Source organism: Pseudomonas sp. NyZ480 (assembly GCF_029537255.1).
In the GTDB taxonomy this organism is placed as follows: Bacteria; Pseudomonadota; Gammaproteobacteria; order Pseudomonadales; family Pseudomonadaceae; genus Aquipseudomonas; species Aquipseudomonas taiwanensis.
Genome location: NZ_CP120626.1, coordinates 3,325,346 through 3,345,073, shown reverse-complemented (window position 1 = coordinate 3,345,073; position 19,728 = coordinate 3,325,346). Strand labels below are relative to the sequence as shown.

19 protein-coding genes and 1 riboswitch are annotated in these 19,728 nt (G+C 63.6%); of the genes, 5 read left to right on the top strand and 14 right to left on the bottom strand.

Annotated elements, in window-relative coordinates; translation table 11 throughout:
• Window positions 1-55 precede the first annotated feature (55 nt).
• On the top strand, window positions 56-949 hold the full coding sequence (locus tag P3R38_RS15350) for a PA4780 family RIO1-like protein kinase (protein ID WP_023381120.1): 894 nt from the start codon (window positions 56-58) through the stop codon (window positions 947-949).
• A 64-nt stretch (window positions 950-1,013) separates the two neighbouring features.
• On the opposite strand, the gene P3R38_RS15345 is transcribed toward P3R38_RS15350, so the two are convergent.
• From P3R38_RS15345 to lpxO, 4 genes are all read right to left on the bottom strand, one after another.
• Window positions 1,014-3,134 (bottom strand): TonB-dependent receptor, encoded by a 2,121-nt coding sequence (locus tag P3R38_RS15345; protein ID WP_277686389.1) that lies wholly within the window; start codon window positions 3,132-3,134, stop codon window positions 1,014-1,016.
• A 108-nt stretch (window positions 3,135-3,242) separates the two neighbouring features.
• Window positions 3,243-3,449: riboswitch (cobalamin riboswitch) on the bottom strand.
• 51 nt (window positions 3,450-3,500) lie between these two features.
• Window positions 3,501-4,070 carry an N-acetyltransferase gene (locus P3R38_RS15340; RefSeq protein ID WP_023381118.1) on the bottom strand — a complete coding sequence of 190 codons (570 nt, stop codon included), beginning with the start codon at window positions 4,068-4,070 and terminating at the stop codon, window positions 3,501-3,503.
• A 75-nt stretch (window positions 4,071-4,145) separates the two neighbouring features.
• Window positions 4,146-4,490 (bottom strand): carboxymuconolactone decarboxylase family protein, encoded by a 345-nt coding sequence (locus P3R38_RS15335; RefSeq protein ID WP_027907085.1) that lies wholly within the window; start codon window positions 4,488-4,490, stop codon window positions 4,146-4,148.
• A 52-nt stretch (window positions 4,491-4,542) separates the two neighbouring features.
• On the bottom strand, window positions 4,543-5,442 hold the full coding sequence (lpxO, locus tag P3R38_RS15330; protein ID WP_023381116.1) for a lipid A hydroxylase LpxO: 900 nt from the start codon (window positions 5,440-5,442) through the stop codon (window positions 4,543-4,545).
• A 169-nt stretch (window positions 5,443-5,611) separates the two neighbouring features.
• Here lpxO and thpR point away from each other — a divergent pair, with 169 nt between their 5' ends.
• Window positions 5,612-6,154, top strand: a complete 543-nt coding sequence (gene thpR, locus P3R38_RS15325; RefSeq protein WP_277686388.1) for an RNA 2',3'-cyclic phosphodiesterase — start codon at window positions 5,612-5,614, stop codon at window positions 6,152-6,154.
• A 53-nt stretch (window positions 6,155-6,207) separates the two neighbouring features.
• Here the strand turns inward: thpR and P3R38_RS15320 are convergent, their stop codons facing one another.
• Window positions 6,208-7,116, bottom strand: a complete 909-nt coding sequence (locus tag P3R38_RS15320; RefSeq protein ID WP_104881588.1) for an AraC family transcriptional regulator — start codon at window positions 7,114-7,116, stop codon at window positions 6,208-6,210.
• A 179-nt stretch (window positions 7,117-7,295) separates the two neighbouring features.
• On the opposite strand from P3R38_RS15320, the gene calA reads away from it, so the two are divergent.
• Together calA and P3R38_RS15310 are read left to right on the top strand one after the other, a co-directional pair.
• Window positions 7,296-8,348, top strand: a complete 1,053-nt coding sequence (gene calA, locus P3R38_RS15315; RefSeq protein ID WP_023381113.1) for a vanillin reductase — start codon at window positions 7,296-7,298, stop codon at window positions 8,346-8,348.
• A 171-nt stretch (window positions 8,349-8,519) separates the two neighbouring features.
• A complete protein-coding gene (locus P3R38_RS15310; RefSeq protein WP_027907083.1) occupies window positions 8,520-9,719 on the top strand; it encodes a sugar transporter in 1,200 nt (399 codons plus the stop codon).
• A 64-nt stretch (window positions 9,720-9,783) separates the two neighbouring features.
• On the opposite strand, the gene P3R38_RS15305 is transcribed toward P3R38_RS15310, so the two are convergent.
• The 3 genes from P3R38_RS15305 to P3R38_RS15295 form a co-directional block, all read right to left on the bottom strand.
• Window positions 9,784-10,368: a LysE family translocator gene (locus P3R38_RS15305; protein ID WP_027907082.1), complete on the bottom strand. Its 585-nt coding sequence runs from the start codon at window positions 10,366-10,368 to the stop codon at window positions 9,784-9,786.
• Between the two features lie 49 nt (window positions 10,369-10,417).
• Entirely contained in the window at window positions 10,418-11,248 is an 831-nt protein-coding gene (locus P3R38_RS15300; RefSeq protein WP_277686387.1) for an AraC family transcriptional regulator, read from the bottom strand.
• Window positions 11,249-11,332: 84 nt separating this feature from the next.
• Window positions 11,333-12,223 carry a LysR family transcriptional regulator gene (locus P3R38_RS15295; protein ID WP_277686386.1) on the bottom strand — a complete coding sequence of 297 codons (891 nt, stop codon included), beginning with the start codon at window positions 12,221-12,223 and terminating at the stop codon, window positions 11,333-11,335.
• Window positions 12,224-12,326: 103 nt separating this feature from the next.
• Here P3R38_RS15295 and P3R38_RS15290 point away from each other — a divergent pair, with 103 nt between their 5' ends.
• On the top strand, window positions 12,327-12,980 hold the full coding sequence (locus P3R38_RS15290; protein WP_023381108.1) for an oxygen-insensitive NAD(P)H-dependent nitroreductase NfsB: 654 nt from the start codon (window positions 12,327-12,329) through the stop codon (window positions 12,978-12,980).
• A 90-nt stretch (window positions 12,981-13,070) separates the two neighbouring features.
• Here the strand turns inward: P3R38_RS15290 and P3R38_RS15285 are convergent, their stop codons facing one another.
• The 6 genes from P3R38_RS15285 to P3R38_RS15260 form a co-directional block, all read right to left on the bottom strand.
• Window positions 13,071-13,901, bottom strand: coding sequence for an alpha/beta hydrolase (locus P3R38_RS15285; RefSeq protein ID WP_023381107.1), 831 nt, complete (start codon window positions 13,899-13,901; stop codon window positions 13,071-13,073).
• A 98-nt stretch (window positions 13,902-13,999) separates the two neighbouring features.
• Window positions 14,000-14,557, bottom strand: coding sequence for an XRE family transcriptional regulator (locus P3R38_RS15280; protein ID WP_023381106.1), 558 nt, complete (start codon window positions 14,555-14,557; stop codon window positions 14,000-14,002).
• A gap of 14 nt (window positions 14,558-14,571) precedes the next feature.
• Window positions 14,572-15,861 carry an FAD-binding oxidoreductase gene (locus tag P3R38_RS15275; protein ID WP_277686385.1) on the bottom strand — a complete coding sequence of 430 codons (1,290 nt, stop codon included), beginning with the start codon at window positions 15,859-15,861 and terminating at the stop codon, window positions 14,572-14,574.
• A 147-nt stretch (window positions 15,862-16,008) separates the two neighbouring features.
• Window positions 16,009-17,955, bottom strand: coding sequence for a DNA topoisomerase III (locus P3R38_RS15270; protein ID WP_277687225.1), 1,947 nt, complete (start codon window positions 17,953-17,955; stop codon window positions 16,009-16,011).
• Between the two features lie 170 nt (window positions 17,956-18,125).
• Window positions 18,126-18,554: a GNAT family N-acetyltransferase gene (locus P3R38_RS15265; protein WP_023381103.1), complete on the bottom strand. Its 429-nt coding sequence runs from the start codon at window positions 18,552-18,554 to the stop codon at window positions 18,126-18,128.
• On the bottom strand, window positions 18,547-19,713 hold the full coding sequence (locus P3R38_RS15260; protein ID WP_277686384.1) for a cupin domain-containing protein: 1,167 nt from the start codon (window positions 19,711-19,713) through the stop codon (window positions 18,547-18,549). The genes P3R38_RS15265 and P3R38_RS15260 overlap by 8 nt, the downstream gene beginning before the upstream one ends.
• Between the last annotated feature and the right edge of the window lie 15 nt (window positions 19,714-19,728).

The window sequence follows — 19,728 nt, the reverse complement described above, 5'->3', positions numbered from 1 at the left end:
TGAGAGGATGTCCATTCCGGCCGATCGGCCAGCCAGGACCCAAGAACCCAGCCTGATGAAGACGCCAAAACGAATCGAACCACTGATCGAAGACGGACTGGTCGACGAAGTACTGCGGCCATTGATGAGCGGCAAGGAAGCAGCCGTCTATGTGGTGCGCTGCGCAGGGCAGATCCGCTGCGCCAAGGTCTACAAAGAGGCCAACAAGCGCAGTTTCCGCCAGGCCGCCGAGTATCAGGAGGGCCGCAAGGTCCGCAACAGTCGCCAGGCTCGGGCCATGGCCAAGGGCTCGAAGTATGGCCGCAAGGAAGCCGAGGACGCGTGGCAGAATGCCGAGGTGACCGCGTTGTTCCGTCTGGCCAATGCCGGTGTGCGGGTGCCTAAGCCCTACGACTTTCAGGATGGTGTGTTGCTGATGGAGCTGGTGACCGACGCCGACGGTGACGCTGCACCACGTCTGAACGATGTTCACCTGGAGCCGGAAGAAGCCCGCGAGCACCATGCCTTCGTCATCCGCCAGATCGTCCTGATGCTCTGTGCCGGCATGGTGCATGGCGACTTGTCGGAATTCAACGTGCTGCTCGGGCCGCAAGGCCCGGTGATCATCGACCTACCGCAAGCGGTGGACGCCGCCGCCAACAACCACGCCTTCAGCATGCTGCAGCGTGATGTGGCGAACATGGCCAGCTATTTCGGGCACTTCGCACCAGAGCTCAAGCGCACCCGTTACGCAGAGGAAATGTGGGCCCTGTACGAGGCCGGGGAATTACGCCCCGACAGCCCGTTGACCGGGCAGTTCGAGGACGATGAGTACGACGCCGACGTCCAGGGCGTGCTGCGCGAGATCGATGCCGCACGGCTCGACGATGCCCGTCGCCGAGCGGCTCGTGCCGAGGCGGAGCACGGGCCGCTCAACGCGGTGGAACCGACGCCACCCTGGATGCAGTAGGGTTATCATCGCCGACGTGGGCGACCCGCGAGGCGGACATTGGCGTCACGTCGAGGGACTGCGGTCAGAAACGGTAGTCCAGCGTGGCGAAGTACGACCTGGGTGTGCCCATCAGCCATTGTTCGCCACTGTAGGCCGAGGACACGTAGTCACGGTCGAACAGGTTGTTCAGTTGCAAGCCCAGGCGTACGTCCGGCACCACCTGCCAGCCCAGGTTGGCGTCGACCACGGTGTAGCCGGGTACTTGAAGGCTATTGGCACTGTCGGCGTAGCGCTGGTCGACGTAGCGCAAGCCCAGCCCAGCTTCCACGGCCTGCCCGAAGCCTTTGCTCACCCATAGGTTGGCGGTGCGTCGCGGCACGTTGGCCGGGCGGTTGCCGGCGCGGTCCTGGGTTACGCCACCGACCACGTCATCGAAGTCGTCGTACGTGGCGCGAACCACGGCGGCGTTGGCCGAGACCTGCCACTGGTGGGGCAAGGCCAGTTCGAGGCTGGCCTCCAGCCCGTCAGAGGTCTGCTGGCCGGCTTGTTGTTTGTCGTGGCTGACAGGGTCGTCCACCAGCAGCTTTTTCTTGACGATGTGGTAAGCCGCCAGGGTCCACTCGCCGCGCCCCTCCCAGAAACGTTGCTTGAGGCCCAGTTCGGTCTGTTTCGACTCGGTCAGGTCATAGTGCATCTGGCCGGGGCTGAGGCTGATCAAATCGTTCACCCCGTCCTCGCTGGTGGCGTACTGACCGTACAGGGACAGGTCATCGTTCACTGCGAACACCAGCCCGGCGCGCCAGTTGCCGCCTTGCAGGCTGTGGTCGCTGCGGGTGCCGTCGACCAGGTTGTCGCGGTCGATATGGTTCTGGTCGCGGCGCACGCCGGTCACCAGCGAGAGGCGCTCGGTGACCCGAAGGCGGTTTTCCGCGAACAGGGCGAAGGTGTGGGTGGTGGACAGCGTCTGCGGGCGCAGCGGCGAGTTGCTGTGGAACGTCGCCGCAGTTGGGTGCCATGGGTCGACGTAGTCGCCACCGACATCGTCGTAGGGTGAGTTGCTGTCGACGTTGAAGCGAATCTTGTTGTACTCGGCGCCGACCAGGGTGGTGCTGGCCAAGCCGAACAGGCGGTGGTCGAGCGTGAAGGTCTGGCGGTCGCCGATCTGCTCCTGATTATGCTTGATCTGCAGGTAGCTCTGGCGCAGCAGTTGGTCACGGTCGGCATCCCAGCTGTAGGCCTCGGCATTGCGCCAATGGCGGCGGCTCTTGATGTAGTAGAGCTGGTTGCTGGCACTGAGGTGGTCGCTGAGGGTCCAGTCGGTGGTGAAACGAGTCCACGCATCACGGTAGCGCTGCACGTCATCGTCGATGTTGTAGTTCTTCTTGCGCAGGCTGGAGCGGTAGTGGCCGTCGATCAAGGGTGTGCCGAAGTCGTTGGCCGGCTCGGCATCGCCGCGCTCGTGGGCCAGGGTGAAGCTGAGGTCGTCGTTGGCGTCGAAGCGCAACGCGGCGCCCAGGGCCAGGCTGCGCGAGTCGGTGCGGTCGACCCAGCCGTTGCTTGCCTGGCGGTTGAGGGTCACCCGGTAGCTGAGGCGCTCGCTGATGCTGCCGCCGCTGTCCAGGCCCAGTTGCTGACGGTCCCAGGCGCCATAGCCCAGGCGCAGATGGTTCTGCACCTGGCCGCTGAATGGCTTTTTGGGGATCACGTTGACCACCGCGCCGGTTGCGCCCTCGCCATACAGCACCGAGGCCGGGCCACGGATCACGTCGATACGCTCGACCAGCCACGGGTCTACCGGAAAAGTCTGGGTGCCCGCGCCCGTGTACAGGCGTGTGCCATCGAACAGGGTCATCACCGATCCATGCCCGGTAAAGCCCCTGGCCGAGAGACCGGTGCCGCCGTCGCCTGGGGTACCGATGAAGGAGATGCCGGGCGAGCGGCTGACTGCATCCTGAACGGTGAGGTTGTTGCGCTGCTGGATCTGTTGTGCGCTGATGCTGCTGGTGCTGGCCGGGGTTTCCAGGGCGCTGAGGTTAAGGCGCGAGCCAGCCTGGGTCGGGGTGGCGAGGTCCACGGCGGCGTCATCGTGGGTGCCGGTGATGGCCGTGGAGGGCAGGGCCAGGGCACTTCGTTCGTCGGCCAGGGCAGGAAAAGTCACGGCCAGGCAGGCCGCCAGTGTGTGAAGCTTGTAAATACGGGACATGTCGTTCCACGGCTGCAGGAATGAATGGATCCCGGTGGAAAACACGCAAAGGTGAGCCACGCACGCAGGCGCGCACGCGCAAACCGGCCTGCGCCCGCCCACCGCGGGTTGCCAAGTGAAGCTCCAGGCCGGTCTCCGGGCTTGCGAGGGTCGTGAAGCCTTCACCTTCCCATGCGTTTGCACAGTGGTATTTCGAAGGGTTCGCTCGCTTACCGTTGCGGGGGCAGCGCCGGACTTGTCGTGTAGCTCGACTCACCGGCTTCCCGTTTCACCCTGCGCGCGGCGGCGCAGGGCACCTGAAACTGGCGCGCATCTGACCATCGAAACGGCTCTGCGTCAATGGATTGCGCGGTATTGCCGATGGCGCTATCGACCCCGGCGGCGTGATACGCGGGCTTCGATGTTCTTGCGCCCGATCAGCAGCGGCGGTTTCTCCACCACCGGTTCGTCGGCCAGCCATTTGTACATCACCAGGCAATCCACCAGCCCAAGACGGGCATGGCGGTAGGCCTTGGGCAGGCGACCGACCGTTTCGAAACCCAGTTTCCGCCACAGCGCCACGGCCACTTCGTTGCTGGCCACCACCGAGTTGAACTGCAGGGCCAGGAAGCCCTCCTGGCGTGCCAGCTTTTGCGAGTGCTCGCACATCATCCGCGCCACGCCGCGCCCGCGGGCGGCTTCGCAAACCATATAGCCGCAGTTGCCCACATGGGCGCCGGGACCTGCCGCGTTGGCCTTGAGGTAATACGAACCGAGCACCTCGCCGTTCGCTTCGGCAACCAGGGTATGCAGGGGCAGTTCCAGCCACAGTTGCCGGGCGTGTTCGAAAGTGAGGGCAGGGTCGTAGGCGTAGGTTTCGCGGGCCTGGATGACGGCCTGGAAGGTTGGCCAGAAGCGCTCGAAGTCTTCGGGCGTCATGGGGCGGATGTGGATCATGCGGGTTCCTGCAAGGGCTGAGGTGCCCAGTCTGAGTAACGCGGCGCCGTCGCGCAAGGGCGGCGCCGCCAGGCCTCAGCTGTCGGCCTTGCCAACGGCATCCAGTGCCCGGGCCGAGTAGACCAGCGCGGCACCCGCATTCATGGCGACGGCCACGCCCAGGGCTTCGGCGATTTCTTCGCGGGTGGCGCCGTGTTTGACGGCTTGCTGCGAGTGCACGGCGATGCAGCCGTCGCAGCGGGTGGTGACCGCCACGGCCAGGGAGATCAACTCGCGAGTCTTGGCGTCCAGGTGGTTGGTCTTGGCACCCGCACCGCTGGCCGTCATGTAGCCGGCCACGGTGTCGGGGGAGAGTTGCTTGAGATCGCCGATGCCGGCCATCAACTGCTTACGGTAGGCGTCCCAGTCCATCATGCTCATCGTCTTCACCTTGTTGGGGTTTGGGCAGGAGCTTTCAGGGTAGTCCAAGCCTTCAGATATAGATGAACACCAGCAGCAGTGCCGCGACCACGGCCCACTTTTCCAGGTAGTAGCGGGTACGGTTACGCTTCTTCAGCGCCTTGCCGCGCTCACGGATCCGGTAGATGCGGGTGAACAGACGGTTGATGCCGCCGGTCTTGTCGTTGGCGGTGTTCGGCGCGGCGGCGGCGGCCATGACATTGCGGCTGAACCAGCGGTTGAAGGCGGTCGCCCAGCGGTACTTGAGCGGACGCTCGACGTCGCAGAACAGGATGATGCGGTTGTGATCGGTGGTATTGGCGGCGTAGTGGATGTACGTTTCGTCGAACACCACCGCTTCGCCATCGCGCCAGGAATACTTTTCGCCATCCACATCGATGTAGCAGCCGTCGTCGTTCGGTGTATCCAGGCCCAGATGGTAGCGGTAGGAGCCGGCGTAGGGGTCGCGGTGGCGCACCAGTTTCGCACCCGGCGGTAGGGTGGCGAACATCGCCGCCTTGACCGTGCCGATGCCTTGGAGCAACTCGGTGGTGCGTGGGCACAGGCTCATGGCCGAGGGGTGGCTTTCGCCGTACCACTTCAGGTAGAAGCGCTTCCAGCCGGTCTTGAAGAACGAGTTGAAGCCAACGTCGTCGTAATTCTCGGATTTCTTGATGGCACCGGCATGCAGCAGTTGCTGGGCCTCTTCACGGATTTCCTGCCAGTGGTCCTTGAGCGGTTGCAGTTCCGGGAACGCCTCGACCGGCAGGTAGGGCTTGGCTGGATGCTTGGAGAACAGGTAGAGGAAGCTATTGATCGGGGCGAGGAAACTGGAGTGGTCGCCCAGCTGACGGGTCAGCTTGTGGCGTACCCGACCGCGCAGGTGAACATAGGCGATCGAGAAGACGAAAAGGAGTACGAGTGCAATTTTCATGGACGTTTACTTGTCGAAGAAATGGCCATGCGACATGGCATTAGCACGCCAGCATAAACAATCATGTAGGGACTTTGTACTTATTGTTACGTGAAATCAGGACGACTTAGGTGTAATGGCCCATGCTTTGCGCAAACGTTTCAAGTGGATTCAGCCCTATGGAGATCCCATGCCCCAGGATGTTCGCCCAAGTGGCGCCCCGTTCAAGCGACTGTTCTTCGCACTACCGGTAAAAGGCAGCCAGCGCAGTGACATTGCCCAATGGCGGCGCGGTCTGAACCTGCGCAGTGGCAAGCCGGTGCCCAGCGAGAACTTCCACCTGACCTTGTTGTTTCTTGGCGATGTGGACGCCGCACAGGTGCCTGCCATTTGCGCCGTGGTAGACAATCTGGCGCGGCCCGAGGCGCCGCTGCGGTTGCTGCTTGACCGGTTGCAGGTCTGGAACCGCGCCAATGCACTGGTGTTGGAGCCTCAGGAAACGCCTGCGGGGATCCGTCAGCTGGTGTATGGCCTGCAGCAGGCACTGCTGCCCCTGGGGTTCCAGGAGCAGGCACGCGAGTACCGGCCGCACCTTACCTTGTCCCGGGATTTTCGCGGGCAGCTGCCTGAAGCGACGGTGGCCCCGGAGTTCTTTATCGCGGCCCGGCATTTCACCTTGTACGAGTCACGCAAGGGGCGCTACTGGCCGCTGGCCGAGTGGCCGTTGTTGTAGAGCACGGTGGGCGCGGCCTGGCGTCGCGAAATGGCTGCCTCAGAAATGACGCACTAAACGGGGTATGACAGGAGGCGGCCACTTTCGTCCCCTGGACTGCGGGCAAACTGGCGTTTGTACTCGCGGCTGAACTGCGAGGTGCTCTGGTACCCCACCCGGTGCGCTGTCTGCGCCACTCCAAGGCCTTCGCCGATCAGCATTTGCTGGGCTTTGAGCAGCCGCAGACGCTTGAGGTACTGCATCGGTGCCATGTCGGTGCAACGCTTGAAATGCTCATGAAAAGTCGAAACGCTCATGTTGGCGCACGCCGCCAGGTCTTCGACGCTCAGTGGCTCGGTGTAATGCTCGCGCAAGTGGGCCAGGGCCGCGCCGATGCGGGCGAAGTGACCTTGCTGTTCGACCAGTGCCCTCAGGACATTGGCCTGGGGGCCGCGCAGGGCGGTGTAGAGCACTTCGCGTACCCGTGCCGGGCCAAGAACCTTGGCGTCCAGCGGGTTTTGCAGGCACTGCAGCAGGCGTTCGACGCTGTCGCGCATCGGCGCATCCAAAGCCGCCGACGTCATCGACTGCGGAGTTTGCGCCTGCACTGTGGCGTCGGGGGGCAGGTCCATGCTTTGCACCAGCTCACCGAGCACCGCGCGGTCGATGTCCACGGCTACGCCAAGCAGAGGCGCATCGGGAGTGGCAAAGGTTTCGCACATAAAGGGCACCGATAGCGCCTGCACCAGGTAATGGCCGGCGCCATACTCCAGCGTGCGTGGCCCAAGGCGAGCAAGCTTGCTGCCCTGGGCCAGGATCATCAGGCTCGGCTCGTAGATCTGCGGGCTGCTGGCCACGTAGTGGTCCCAGCTCAGGACGTTCACCTGGGGCAGGGCGGTGGGTACGAAACCGGGGCGTGTGGTCAGTCTGCGGATCAGGGCGCAGAGGGTGGCATTGGCGTCGACGTGGCGGGTCAGTTGCATGAGGAACCAGGGCAGAGAATCAGACAGTCGCATCATCGCAGATTGACGGTCTAGCGCCAGAGCTTGGCTGTTAGTTCCGTAGAATCAGGCATGGATGCCGGAGAATCGGTTGTGGGCTCAGCGATTCGAGGCGCGCAGAATGCGTCGCCTGAATCGTTTCACTTCCCATGAGGTACCGTATGTACACCGCTATCGGTTACGCCGCCCAGACGTCCACCAGCCCCCTCGCGCCGATGACCTTCCAACGTCGCAGCCCACGCCCGGACGATGTCGCTATCGAGATTCTCTACTGTGGCGTGTGCCACTCGGACATCCACCAGGCCCGCAACGAATGGGGCATCGCAGTCTATCCACTGATGCCGGGCCACGAAATCATCGGCCGGGTGACCGCCGTGGGGGCGAATGTTACCCGGTACAAGGCGGGCGATCTGGTCGGCGTCGGCTGCATGGTCGATTCCTGCCGTCACTGCGAAGCCTGTGCCAAGGATCTGGAGCAGTACTGCCTGGAAGGCCCGACCATGACCTACGCCACCCCCGACCGGGTGGACGGCAGCAATACCATGGGCGGCTACTCCAACAGCATCGTGGTCGACGAGCATTTCGTCGTGCGTATTCCCGAGGGCATGGACCTGGCCAGTGCCGCGCCGATTCTGTGCGCGGGTATCACCACTTACTCGCCACTCAAGCACCACGGCGTCGGCCCAGGCCACAAGATCGGCATTCTCGGCATGGGCGGCCTGGGCCACATGGGCATCAAGCTGGCCAAGGCGCTGGGTGCCGAAGTGACGCTGTTCACCCGCTCCCAGGCCAAGGCCGAGGAGGCGCGCCGCCAAGGCGCCGACCATGTGATCGTGTCCACCGATGCTGAGCAGATGCGTGCTGCCGCCGGGCGCTTCGATTTCCTGCTCGACACCATCCCGGTGCCGCACGACCTGAACCCGTACCTGGAAACCCTCAGGTTCGACGGCGTGCACATCCTGGTCGGTCTGATCGAACCGGTAGACCCGGCGCTGCATGCGGCCAACCTGGTATTGAAGCGTCGGGTGCTGGCTGGCTCGTTGATCGGCGGTATAGCCCAGACCCAGGAAGTGCTGGACTTCTGCGCCGAGCACGATATCCGCTGCGACATCGAGCTGCTGGATATTCGTCACATCAACCAGGCTTACGAGCGGATGATCGCCGGTGATGTGAAGTACCGGTTCGTCATCGACATGGCGACGCTGCAGGGTTGATCGAACCCCAGGTCGGCGCGATGAATCTGGGACGCCTGTGGTTGTGAGGGGCTGGGCTGACGCGTACCATGCCCGGCATTCCTTCCAATAACAGACCGTACGTCAGCACCGTGCCCGCGTGTGCCAGGCGCGCCGACTGTTGCCTCGTTTCCGGAGTAACGATATCCACCCATGAACGGACCCATTCCTACCCACCTACCCACCACTACGGGTAATGGCAGCTGGTTGAGCGTCATTGCCCTGGCATTGGCGGCCTTCATCTTCAACACCACCGAATTCGTCCCGGTGGCATTGCTCAGCGACATCGGTCGCAGCTTCGAGATGACCACCGCGCAAGTCGGGCTGATGTTGACCATCTACGCCTGGGTGGTGGCGCTGGCGTCGTTGCCGATGATGCTGATGACCCGCAACATCGAGCGCAGGCGTCTGCTGCTGATGGTGTTCGCGGTGTTCATCGTCAGCCACCTGTTGTCGTGGCTGGCGCAGAGTTTCGCCATGTTGCTGGTCAGCCGGATCGGTATCGCCTTGGCCCATGCCGTGTTCTGGGCCATCACCGCATCGCTGGCGGTGCGTGTGGCGCCACCGGGGCAGCAGGCCAAGGCCTTGGGGCTTTTGGCCACCGGTACCACACTGGCGATGGTGCTGGGCATTCCGCTGGGCCGCGTGGTGGGTGAGGCGCTGGGCTGGCGCACCACTTTTCTCAGCATCGCCGGGGTGGCGCTGGCGACCATGCTATGCCTGATGAAGTCGTTGCCGCTGTTGCCCAGCCAGAACTCCGGCTCGCTGCGCAGCCTACCGATTCTGTTCAAGCGTCCAGCGCTGGTCATCACCTACCTGTTGGTGACCTTGGTGATTACCGCGCAGTTCACCGCCTACAGCTACATCGAGCCGTTCGCCCTGCATGTGGCGCAGATCGGCGGCGAACGTACCACCTTGGTACTGCTGCTGTTCGGTGGCGCTGGCGTGTTCGGTTCGCTGCTGTTCAGCCGTTACAGCGACCGCTTCCCCCATGGCTTCCTGATTGGCTCGATCAGCCTGCTGGCTGCTTGCCTGCTGTTGTTGCTGCCACTGTCGGGCAACTTCTATGGGTTCGCGGCGTTGAGCATGTTCTGGGGCGTGGCGATCCTGAGTTTCAGTCTGGCGCTGCAATCTAAGACCCTGAAGTTGGCCTCCGACGCCACCGACGTGGCCATGGCGTTGTTCTCTGGCATCTACAACATCGGCATTGGTGGTGGGGCGCTGCTGGGCAGCATCGTCAGCAGCCAGATGGGCGTGGCGGACATCGGCCTGGTGGGCGGTAGCGTAGCCGTGGCGGGGTTGCTGCTGGCGCTGGCCAGCACCCGGCGCTTCCGGGAAGCGCTGGGGGCCTGAGCACTCCTGTAAAGGCATCACCGCATCGGTTGAAGCCGGCTTGCCGGCTATGAGGGCGTAAGTCTCAACCCAGGACAGCCAACCCTGCCGACACCAGCAACAACCCGGCAAGTCCCCGGTTGAACCCACGCAGCCGCTGCGGCGAATGCAACCAGCGGGCGCTCCCCACGCCCAGCATCGCCCAGACGGTCATGCACGGCAGGGCAACCAGCAGGAACACCAGCGCCAACTGCCACACTGGCAGTGACGGCGCGGCGAACACGCCGATCACCGCCACCGCCATCATCCACACCTTTGGGTTGACCAGTTGCAACGACGCAGCGCTGAAGGCGCTGAAGGGCTTGCCAGTGAGACTGTGCAGCGGTTCGTCAGCGCTGCGCAGCATCTGCCACGCCAGCCAGCTCAACCAGATCACTCCAGCCCAGCTCATCAACTGCTGGGCGAGGGGGTGGCGAGTCAGCCAATCACCCAAACCCAGGCCGACCATCAGCACCACCCCTGCGGCCGCGCCACACCCCGCTACGATCGGCGCCACGCTGGCTCGCAGGCCCAGGCGGGCACTGTGGGCAAGGATCAGCAGGTTGGTCGGTCCTGGGCTGATGCTGGCGACCAGGGCAAAGAGGATGAAAGGCAACAGGGACGACGACATGACGAGTACTCCAATGAATCGGAGCACCATCCTCGCTGTCAGCGGTGCTTCAGTCTGGAAGCTTTGAGCAACGTCGACGGTAGTCGGCCGGGGTCAGTCGATATGCGCGGCGGAACCAGCGGCCGAGATGGCTCTGGTCGGCGAAACCCAAGGTCGAGGCCACTTCGGCTGGCGTCTGGCCTTTGGCAAGCAGGCGCCGGGCACGGGCCACCCTCAGCTGGATCAGGTAGGCGTGCGGCGCCAGGCCGAATGCAGCCTTGAAGGCGCGGGTCAGGCGGAAGCGGTCGACAGCACAGACATGGGCCAGGTCGTCCAGGCCGATGTCCTGGTCAAGATGGGCATGCAGATAGTCGCGGGCCACCTGGGCGACCAGGGGCAGGCGCGGGTCGGGGTTGATCCGTTTGCGCCAGTGCAGGTGCCGGGTAAGGCAACTGAGCAGGTCATCCGTAGCGGTCTGGCGGACCATGCGCAATTCTTCGCCGTGCAATGCCTGGAAGGCGCGGAACGTGGCTAGGGACAGGTGCTCGTCGCGCCAAAGCGTGCCTTTGAAGCTGGGCAGGCAGCCGGCCGGGGCCTGTCCGAACAGCGCGCGCATTTCGGCTTCCAGCCAGTTCGGGTCCAGGTACAAGGTCGAGTAGGTAAAGCCGTCATCGGTGGGCGCGTGGCCGTCGTGCAATTCACCGGGTTCGAGCAAGAACACCTGCCCAGGCGTGCTGTTGTGTTGCTCGCGGCGGCATTTGAACTGTTGCACACCCTGCTCGGTCACCCCGACCAGGTACGTGTCGTGCCAGTGTGGGTCGTAGGCGTGACCGGTGAAGTGCGCACGCACCGACTCGATGCCGGTGTCGGCGTCCTGCTTGAGGTCGATCCAATTGCTCATGGCCGGGTGCTGCTGTGGAAATAGGCTTGCCACTGTAACTCGCAGGTCCTGCCCCGGCTTAGAACATTTGTGCAGAAAGTCAGGTCATCGCGGGTCCAGCGCCGCGAACCGGTCACGCAACCACACATGCAGGCGAGAAACCGCAGGCGACAGCTGTTTGCGGTGCGGGCATACCAGGGGCACCGGCGTCGGTTCACCAGGGTGGTCGGGCAACAGGACCTCCAGCTCGCCGGCGGCCACATTGGCACGCACATCCAGCCACGATTTATAGGCAATGCCTTCGCCCATCAGCGCCCAGCGCCTGACCAGGTCGGCGTCGTCGCTGAACAGCGAACCCTTGACCTGTACTGTGCGATCTCCCAGGCGCCACTTGTCATAGACCCGGCCTTGTTGTGGGTACAGGAGGCACGCATGGTGATGCAGCGCCTCGGGTGTGGTCGGCCGTCCATGGTGGGCCAGATAGGCCGGCGAGGCGACCACGACACGGCGATTGGCAGGCGCCAGAGGCAAGGCGATGTAGTTGGCATCGTCGTTGGTCCCATAGCGGATGGCCACGTCGACCGGGTCGCGGTAGAAGTCGGCGAGCTGATCGGAAAGGAGGATGCGCAAGTTAAGGTCGGGGTGTTCGCGGCGAAACTCCGTGAGCCATGGCAACAACATGTTGCGGCCCAGGTCCGACGGCGCCGATACCTGTAGCACACCGCGCAGGCTACTGTGGGCGCCGTGCAGGTTGTCCCGCCCTTGGCGCAGGCTTTCCAGGACGGTATGCGCGGTGGGCAGGTACAGCTCACCCTCGGCGGTCAGCCGCAGGCTGCGGGTGGTGCGGGCGAACAGACGTACGTCCAGTTCGCGCTCCAGGCGCTTGATGGCGGCGGCCACCTGCCCGGGCAGCACTTCGGCCTCCTGGGCGGCAGCGGTGAAGCTGCCCAAGGCGCTACTGCGAACGAACAATTCCAGATCAGCGATACGCAGCATTTTCACTCCAAAGATGAAAGTGTTGCTGCATTGTGCCTGTTTTTCTTTTTCTACGGACAGATAAGATGCGTGGCAAACCCGTGCCACCACCAGGAGTCGATTCATGGATACCGTTGCGCTCGCCAAACGCCGTTACACCACCAAAGCCTACGATGCCTCGCGCAAGATCCCACAGGCCACCATCGACGCGCTGCTTGAGCAATTGCGTCACAGCCCGTCGTCGGTGAACTCGCAACCCTGGCATTTCATCGTTGCCGACAGCGCCGAAGGCAAGGCGCGTTTGGCCAAGAGCACGGTGGGAGGGTTTGCGTACAACACACCAAAGATCCTCGATGCGTCCCATGTCATCGTTTTCTGCACCCGCACCGAGATGACCGAAGCGCACCTCGATGCCGTGCTCGATCAGGAAGCGGCCAATGGTCGATTCCGTGACGAGCAGGCCCGCGCCGCGCAGAACCAGAGCCGCCGCCACTATGTGAATCTGCACCGATACGATCAGAAAGACCTGCAGCACTGGATGGAAAAGCAGACCTACCTGGCCCTGGGTACCGCGCTGCTCGGTGCCGCCGCACATGGCCTGGACGCCACGCCGATCGAGGGTTTCGACAGCAAGGTCATGGACGCCGAGCTGGGCCTGCGTGAGCGCGGTTTCACCAGCGTGGTGGTGCTGAGCCTGGGCTATCGCAGCGACGCAGACTTCAATGCGGGGTTGAACAAGTCGCGTCTGCCAGCCTCGACCGTCTTTACCTTCCTCTGAGCGGCAGCCTGAGCGCTGAAAGCCGGCCCCATCAGAGGTGCCGGCGTTCAGGTGCCAGGGCCTAGCCCGACCCCGTGCAGGGCCGCCACGTCAGCTTTGGATGAACGCCAGCAAGTCGGCATTGATCACGTCGGCATGGGTGGTAGGCATGCCATGGGGGAAGCCTTTGTAGGTTTTCAGCGTGCCGTTGGGCAGCAGCTCTGCCGACTTCGGCCCTGAGTTTTCATAGGGTACGATCTGATCATCATCGCCGTGCATGACCAGTACCGGTTGCTTGATGCCTTTGAGGTCCTGCGTGAAGTCGGTTTGCGAGAAGGCGACGATGCCGTCGTAATGGGCCTTGGCGCTGCCGATCATGCCCTGGCGCCACCAATTGGCGATGACGCCCTCGCTGGCCTGTACGCCAGGCCGGTTGTAGCCATAGAACGGTCCGGCCGGGACATCGCGATAGAACTGTGCACGGTTGCTGGCCACCTGTTCCTGGAAACCGTCGAACACCGACTTGTCCAGGCCGCCCGGGTTAGCCGGCGTCTTCACCATCAGCGGGGGTACCGCGGCAATCAGGACGGCCTTGGCCACCGGGTCCTGGGGGTACTTGGCCATGTAGTGCACCACTTCGCCGCCGCCTGTCGAGTGACCGACATGGACAGCCCCTTGGATACCCAGGTGCTGGACCACCGCAGCCACGTCAGCGGCGTAGTGATCCATGTCATGGCCCTCCCAAACCTGGCTGGAACGTCCGTGGCCACGGCGGTCATGGGCGACCACTCGGAAGCCTTTGGCGAGGAAGAACAGCATTTGCGCGTCCCAGTCGTCGGCACTCAGTGGCCAGCCGTGGTGGAAGTGGATGACGGGTGCATCGCGCGGCCCCCAGTCCTTATAGAAGATATGAACGCCGTCTTTGGTTGTTACGTAGCTCATGGTTGTTTCTCCTCCGTAGGGGTGTATCAGGCAGAGTCGAATGAACCATTGAGAATAGGAGAGATTTCGCCAGGCATAGAAGATTTTGGGGCGGTGACTTATCGGAATACCCAGAGCACGCGGGTCGCCCGGTCGGACAGGTTGGCGTAGCGGAACTGGCTGTGCGGGGGGAGCTGGAAGCTGTCGTTGGGGCGCAGGGTGACGGCTTGGTCGTGGCCATCGAGCCACAAGGTGAGCTCCCCTTCGAGCACGAAGCCGCCTTGTTCGGCGCTGTCGTTCAAATGCCCATCGCCGCTGCTGGCGCCTGGCGCCAGGTGGCTGTCCAGCATCGAGAACCCACCGTTGAGCTTGGGTGATACCAGTACGTCGGTGATGCCGGCGGCGTAATACAGCGTACGTCTCTCGTCCGGGCGGGTGACCCAGTCCAGCGCCCTGGGCTTGCTGACGTGGTAGAAGTAGGTGGTAGGTACCTTCAGTGCTTCACTGATTGCGGTCAGGTCGGCGACGGTGGGGCGCGACAGCCCGCGCTCGACTTGGGAGAGGAAGCCCACCGAGCGGTTGATCCTCGCCGCCAGGTCGTCAAGGGTCAGGCCACGGTGCTTGCGCAGGTCACGTACCAGAATCGCAAGCCCCTCGATCTCATCCTGCATGTTCATGTGCCAGCCTCGCTTCAGAAATGGTCCCGCAGCCGGTACCACGCCTTGGCGGCTGCCTCCAGGGGCGCGGCCAGGGTGTCGCCGCCGGGAAAGCGGCCATTGTCGATGCCCTGGTAAAGTGCCAACAGGTCATCGTCACCCAGGATCGCATCGCTGACTGCTTTCGCCGCCGCCAGGGTCGGCAGCACACCATGGCCGGAAAAACCTTGCAGCCAGTAGCGCTGGCCGTCCCGGCCAACGTCCGGGGTGCGCCGCATGCTGCAGTCGATATGGCCACCCCAGGCGTAGTCGATGGTCACGCCCGTCAGTTGAGGAAAGACCCGTTCCAGGTAGGGGCGGGTGGCGCTGGCCACGTCCTTGGGTATGCCGCCCAGGTAGGTGCAGCCACCGCCGAACAGCAAGCGGTGGTCCGGGGTGAGGCGGAAATAGTCGGGGACGAACTGGTTGTCGATCACGCAACTGTTGCGCGGCAGCAGCGATGCGGCAAGTGCAGGGTCAAGCGGCGCGGTGGCGACCTGGTACGAGCCCACTGGCAACAGCCTGCGTGAGAGCGTGCGGTCGAGGCGGTCGATGTAGGCATTGCAGGCCAGCACCAGCACGTCACACCGCACTTCGCCGCGCTCGGTGCGGACGCGATAACCGTTGTTGGTCTGCTGGTAGTCGACCACTTGGCTTTGTTCGAAGATGCCCCCGCCCGCGGCTTCGAGGGCAATGGCCAGTCCCTGGGCGAGCTTGAGCGGGTTGAGGTGCGCGCCCTTGCCGTCGTACAGCGCAGCCTGGTAGCGCGGGCTGCCGATCCACTGCGCCAGCTCGTCGCGGCCAATCAGGCGCAAGCCGTCGTAGCCCCATTTTTCTTCGGCCTCGTGCAGGGCTTCTTCCAGCATCTTCACACGGCGAGGCAGTACCGCCGCCCACAGGCTGCCGGGCCGGTAGTCGATGTCGAAACCGTGGCGCAGGGGCAGTTCACGCATCTCTTCTGCCGCCCAGCACATGCTGTCCCACAGCCGACGTGCGCGTTCTGTGCCAAGGGATTTTTCCAGCGGCGGCATGTCGCACGACCAACCCAGCAATGCCTGGCCACCGTTGCGCCCGGAGGCAGCCCATGCCACACGACTGGATTCGAGCAAGGTCACGCGCTTACCGACCAAGGCCAGGCGCAGGGCAGTGTGCAGGCCGCTGAAGCCAGCTCCAACGATCACTACATCGGTGTCATGCTGGCCTTGCAGGGTAGGGCGCAAGGGGATGGGGGTGGGGAAGGTCTGGGCGTAGTAGCTGGCAATATGCTGGGCGGATTGCTTGAACATGCAGATGCCTCGTGAAATTCATAGTGCTTATTTTCATGAAAATGTAGCATTATTTTTTCACGGCGCCAGCTTTCTTTTATGGGAGATTCGCGGCTACCGCTCTTACGCAGGGTGGCGATGAGGAGGAGGCAACGATCAATCCTCCGGCTATGTCGATGCCTTGCGCCGAGGCTGCTTCGGTTTGCCAGCGCTCGCTTTGCCTTTCCCGCTGCTCCGGCGCTTCTTCTTCCACGGTGTCGCTGCCTTGCCTGCCGCCGGTCCGCTGATGGTCAGTTGCATGCCGCTGCAGCGCTGCACCAGCTTGCCCATCCAGGCCGATTGCCGCGCGACGAATTCCTCCAGGCTCATTTCGCCGCTTTGCACCATGTCCAGGGCCTGCTCCCAGATCGCCGTGGTACCGGGGTCGGCAATGGCGCGGGGGACGGCGTCGATCAGGCTGAAGGCTGCCGGGGTGGCGCTCAGCGCCTTGCCGTTCTTCACCAGGTACCCGCGGTCGAGCAGGCCTTGGATGATGCTGGCACGGGTCGCCTCGGTGCCGATGCCGGTGGTTTCCTTGAGCTTTTGTTTCAGGCGAGGGTCGTCGACCAGTTTGGCGACGTTCTTCATGGCCTTGATCAGGTCGCCTTCGGTGAAGGGTTTGGGGGGCTGGGTCCATTGATCCTTCAGTTGCACATCGTGCACGTTGCACACCTGGCCTTCAGACAGGACTGGCAGCACCTGGGCCGGTGGCGCCTCGCGGCCTTTGTTCGGGGTCAGTGCCTCGGGGAGGGCGCGGCGCCAACCTGGCTCGACGATCTGCTTGCCCACGGCACGCAGCGCGTGGCCGGCGCAATCGAATTCGGCTTGGGTGCGGTCGAATTCATGATTGGGCAGGAACTGCGCCAGATAGCGGGCACGAATGAGCGTGTAGACCGCCTTGTACTTGGCCGGCAGGCGGGACGGGTCGCTGGCGGCCGCGGTGGGGATGATGCCGTGGTGAGCGCTGACCTTGGCATCGTTCCAGGCCCGTGAACGGCGCTGGGGCGTCAGGTATGGCTGCAAGGGGGCCAAACTGGCGTCGGCGCGTTGTAGCGCGGCGAGGATTGCCGGAGCCTCGCTGTGCTGGCTCATGGGCAGGTAGCCGCAGTCGCTGCGCGGGTAAGTGATCAGCTTGTGGGTTTCATACAGCGCCTGGGCGATGTCGATGGTTTCCTGGGCGCCGAGTCCGAACTTCTTCGAGCACAGCTCCTGCAGCGTGCCAAGGTCGAAGGGCAGGGGCGCTGCTTCTCGCACGCGCTCAGTGGCTACCTTCAGCACCTGCGCGGTGCCTGAGTTGCCCATATCGGCGGCGGCTTGTTGTGCCAATGCCGGGTTCAGGCAGCGGCCCTGATCGTCGCAGGCATCCTCTGGAGCGCGCCACTGGGCGTTGAAGTGCTGGCCGGCGTGTTCCAGCTGCACGTCGATGGACCAGAACGGCACGGGTACGAAGTCGGCGATGCTGCGGTCGCGGTCGACCACCAGACGCAAAGTCGGCGTCTGTACACGGCCTACCGGCAGTACGCCCTGGTAGCCGGACTGGCGACCGAGCAGGGTGAACAGCCGGCTCATGTTCATGCCGATCAGCCAGTCGGCCCGCGAGCGGCCCAGTGCCGAGTGATAAAGGCTGAACGTGTCCTGGCCCGGCAGCAGCCGGGCCAGGGCCTTGCGAATCGACGCATCGTCCAGGGCCGACAGCCATAGGCGTTGAATCGGACCCCGATAACGACAGTGCTCGACCAGCTCGCGGGCGATCATCTCGCCTTCACGGTCGGCGTCAGTGGCGATCACCAGCTCCCGGGCTTCTCCCAGCAGGCGCTTGACCGCCTTGAACTGGCTGGCGGTCTTGGGCTTGACCAGCATTTTCCATTTTTCCGGAATGATCGGCAGGTCGGCCAGGTTCCAACGTTTGTAGCGAGCGTCGTAGCTGTCGGGCGGTGCGGTTTCAAGCAGGTGGCCGATGCACCAGGTCACGCAGACATCGGTGCCTTGCCAGCAGCCGTCGCCCTTGCGATTGGCACCTAGCACCTTGGCGATGTCTTTTGCCTGAGAGGGTTTTTCACAGAGGAACAGGCGCATGGCCGGGAACGCTTCATCGGGAAAGATGGGCACTAGGATGCGCAAGCGAGGGCGCGCAGGCAAGCTTTATCTGGATGGATGTACAGGTTTTTGTGTCGGGCAGGCATGTCTTTGGCCGGCAGCGGCCCTTTCGCGGGTAAACCCGTGATAGGGCCGCTGCCGGTTGTGCATCAGGCGCGCGAATCGCGGACCATGTCCACGTGCGGGATACCCGCTTCGAGGAACTCTTCGCTGACCACGCGGAAACCCAGCCGCTCATAGAAGGGGGTGGCATGGACCTGGGCGCTGAGCATTTGTTGCTTGAGGTCGCGGTTCTGCGCTTCGGCGATCACGGCCTTCATCAGCGCATCGCCAACCTTCAGTCCGCGCCAGTCCTTGAGCACTGAAATGCGTCCGATGGTGCCGTCGGGCAGCAGGCGGGCGGTACCGATCGGGTAGTCGCCTTCCAGGGCGAGAAAGTGCAGGGCGTCCTGGTCTTCGGAGTCGAACTCCAGCTCCGGCGGGATGTGCTGTTCGGCGACGAATACCGCCTCACGAATGCGGCGGATATCGGCGTTGTCTTTGTGCCAGTCGGCCAGGCGAACGCTGATCTTATTCATTGGCAAACCCCAGGCTTCCTTGTTTGACCAACTGCTGTACCAGCATAAGGCCATCTTCGTCCTGCAGCCACTGGTCAAGGTTGTCGATATGCAACGCGTCGGCGGAACACACCAGTTTCAGCAGTTCGCGCAGTTTGCCCGGCAGCGGGCAGCTGCGGCCGCTGGCGAACAGCATCAGGTCGTCGTTGAGCTCGGACCAGGCCATGCGTGCACTCGGGTTGCGGATCAGGATCGCGCCGTCTTCAAGGGCCTCGATCAGCTCGTCTTCGGACAACTCTTCGCCGACGACCTGTTCCGGATAGCGTGGCTCGGTCATGAACTGGCCGAACCAGGTCAGCAGCAGGTCTTTGTCGCCCATGTGCTTGTCGAGCAGCGCCTTGAGGCGGTCGAGGGCATCGTGCTGAATCTGGTGTGGGTCGCTGGCAGGCTCCGCGTCGGCGTCGCTGTAGCGCTCTTCGTCGGGCAGGAACTGGCCGAGGAAGTCGGTGAAGTGGGTCAGGACCTCAGCGGCGCTCGGGGCGCGGAAGCCTACCGAGTAGGTCAGGCAGTCGTCCATGGCCACGCCGTAGTGGGCCAGGCGCGGTGGCAGGTACAGCATGTCACCCGGTTCCAGGGTCCACTCGCCGCTTTGCTCGAACTCGGCGAGGATGCGCAGGTCGGCATGCGGCAGCAGCGGGCTGTCGCTGTTGCACATCTGGCCGATCTTCCAGTTGCGCTGGCCGTGGCCTTGCAGCAGGAACACGTCGTAGTTGTCGAAGTGTGGGCCGACACTGCCTCCGGGGGCGGCGAAGCTGATCATCACATCGTCGATACGCCAACTTGGCAGGAAGCGGAAGTGCTCCAGCAGCTCGGCGACTTCCGGAACGAACTGGTCGACGGCTTGCACCAGCAGGGTCCAATCCTTCTCCGGCAGCTCGGCGAAGGTTTCCTCCTCGAACGGGCCCCGGCGCAGCTCCCATGGGTGCGCGCCGTGCTCGAGGACGATGCGCGACTCGACTTCGTCTTCCAGGGCCAGGCCGGCCAGCTCGTCGGGGTCGATAGGGCTTTCGAAGTCCGGGAACGCCTGGCGCACCAGCAGGGGCTTCTTCTGCCAGTAGTCGCGCATGAATTCGCGGGCCGTGAGGCCGCCGAGCAGCTGCAGTGGAGTATCAGGATTCATGTTCAACCTATTGAA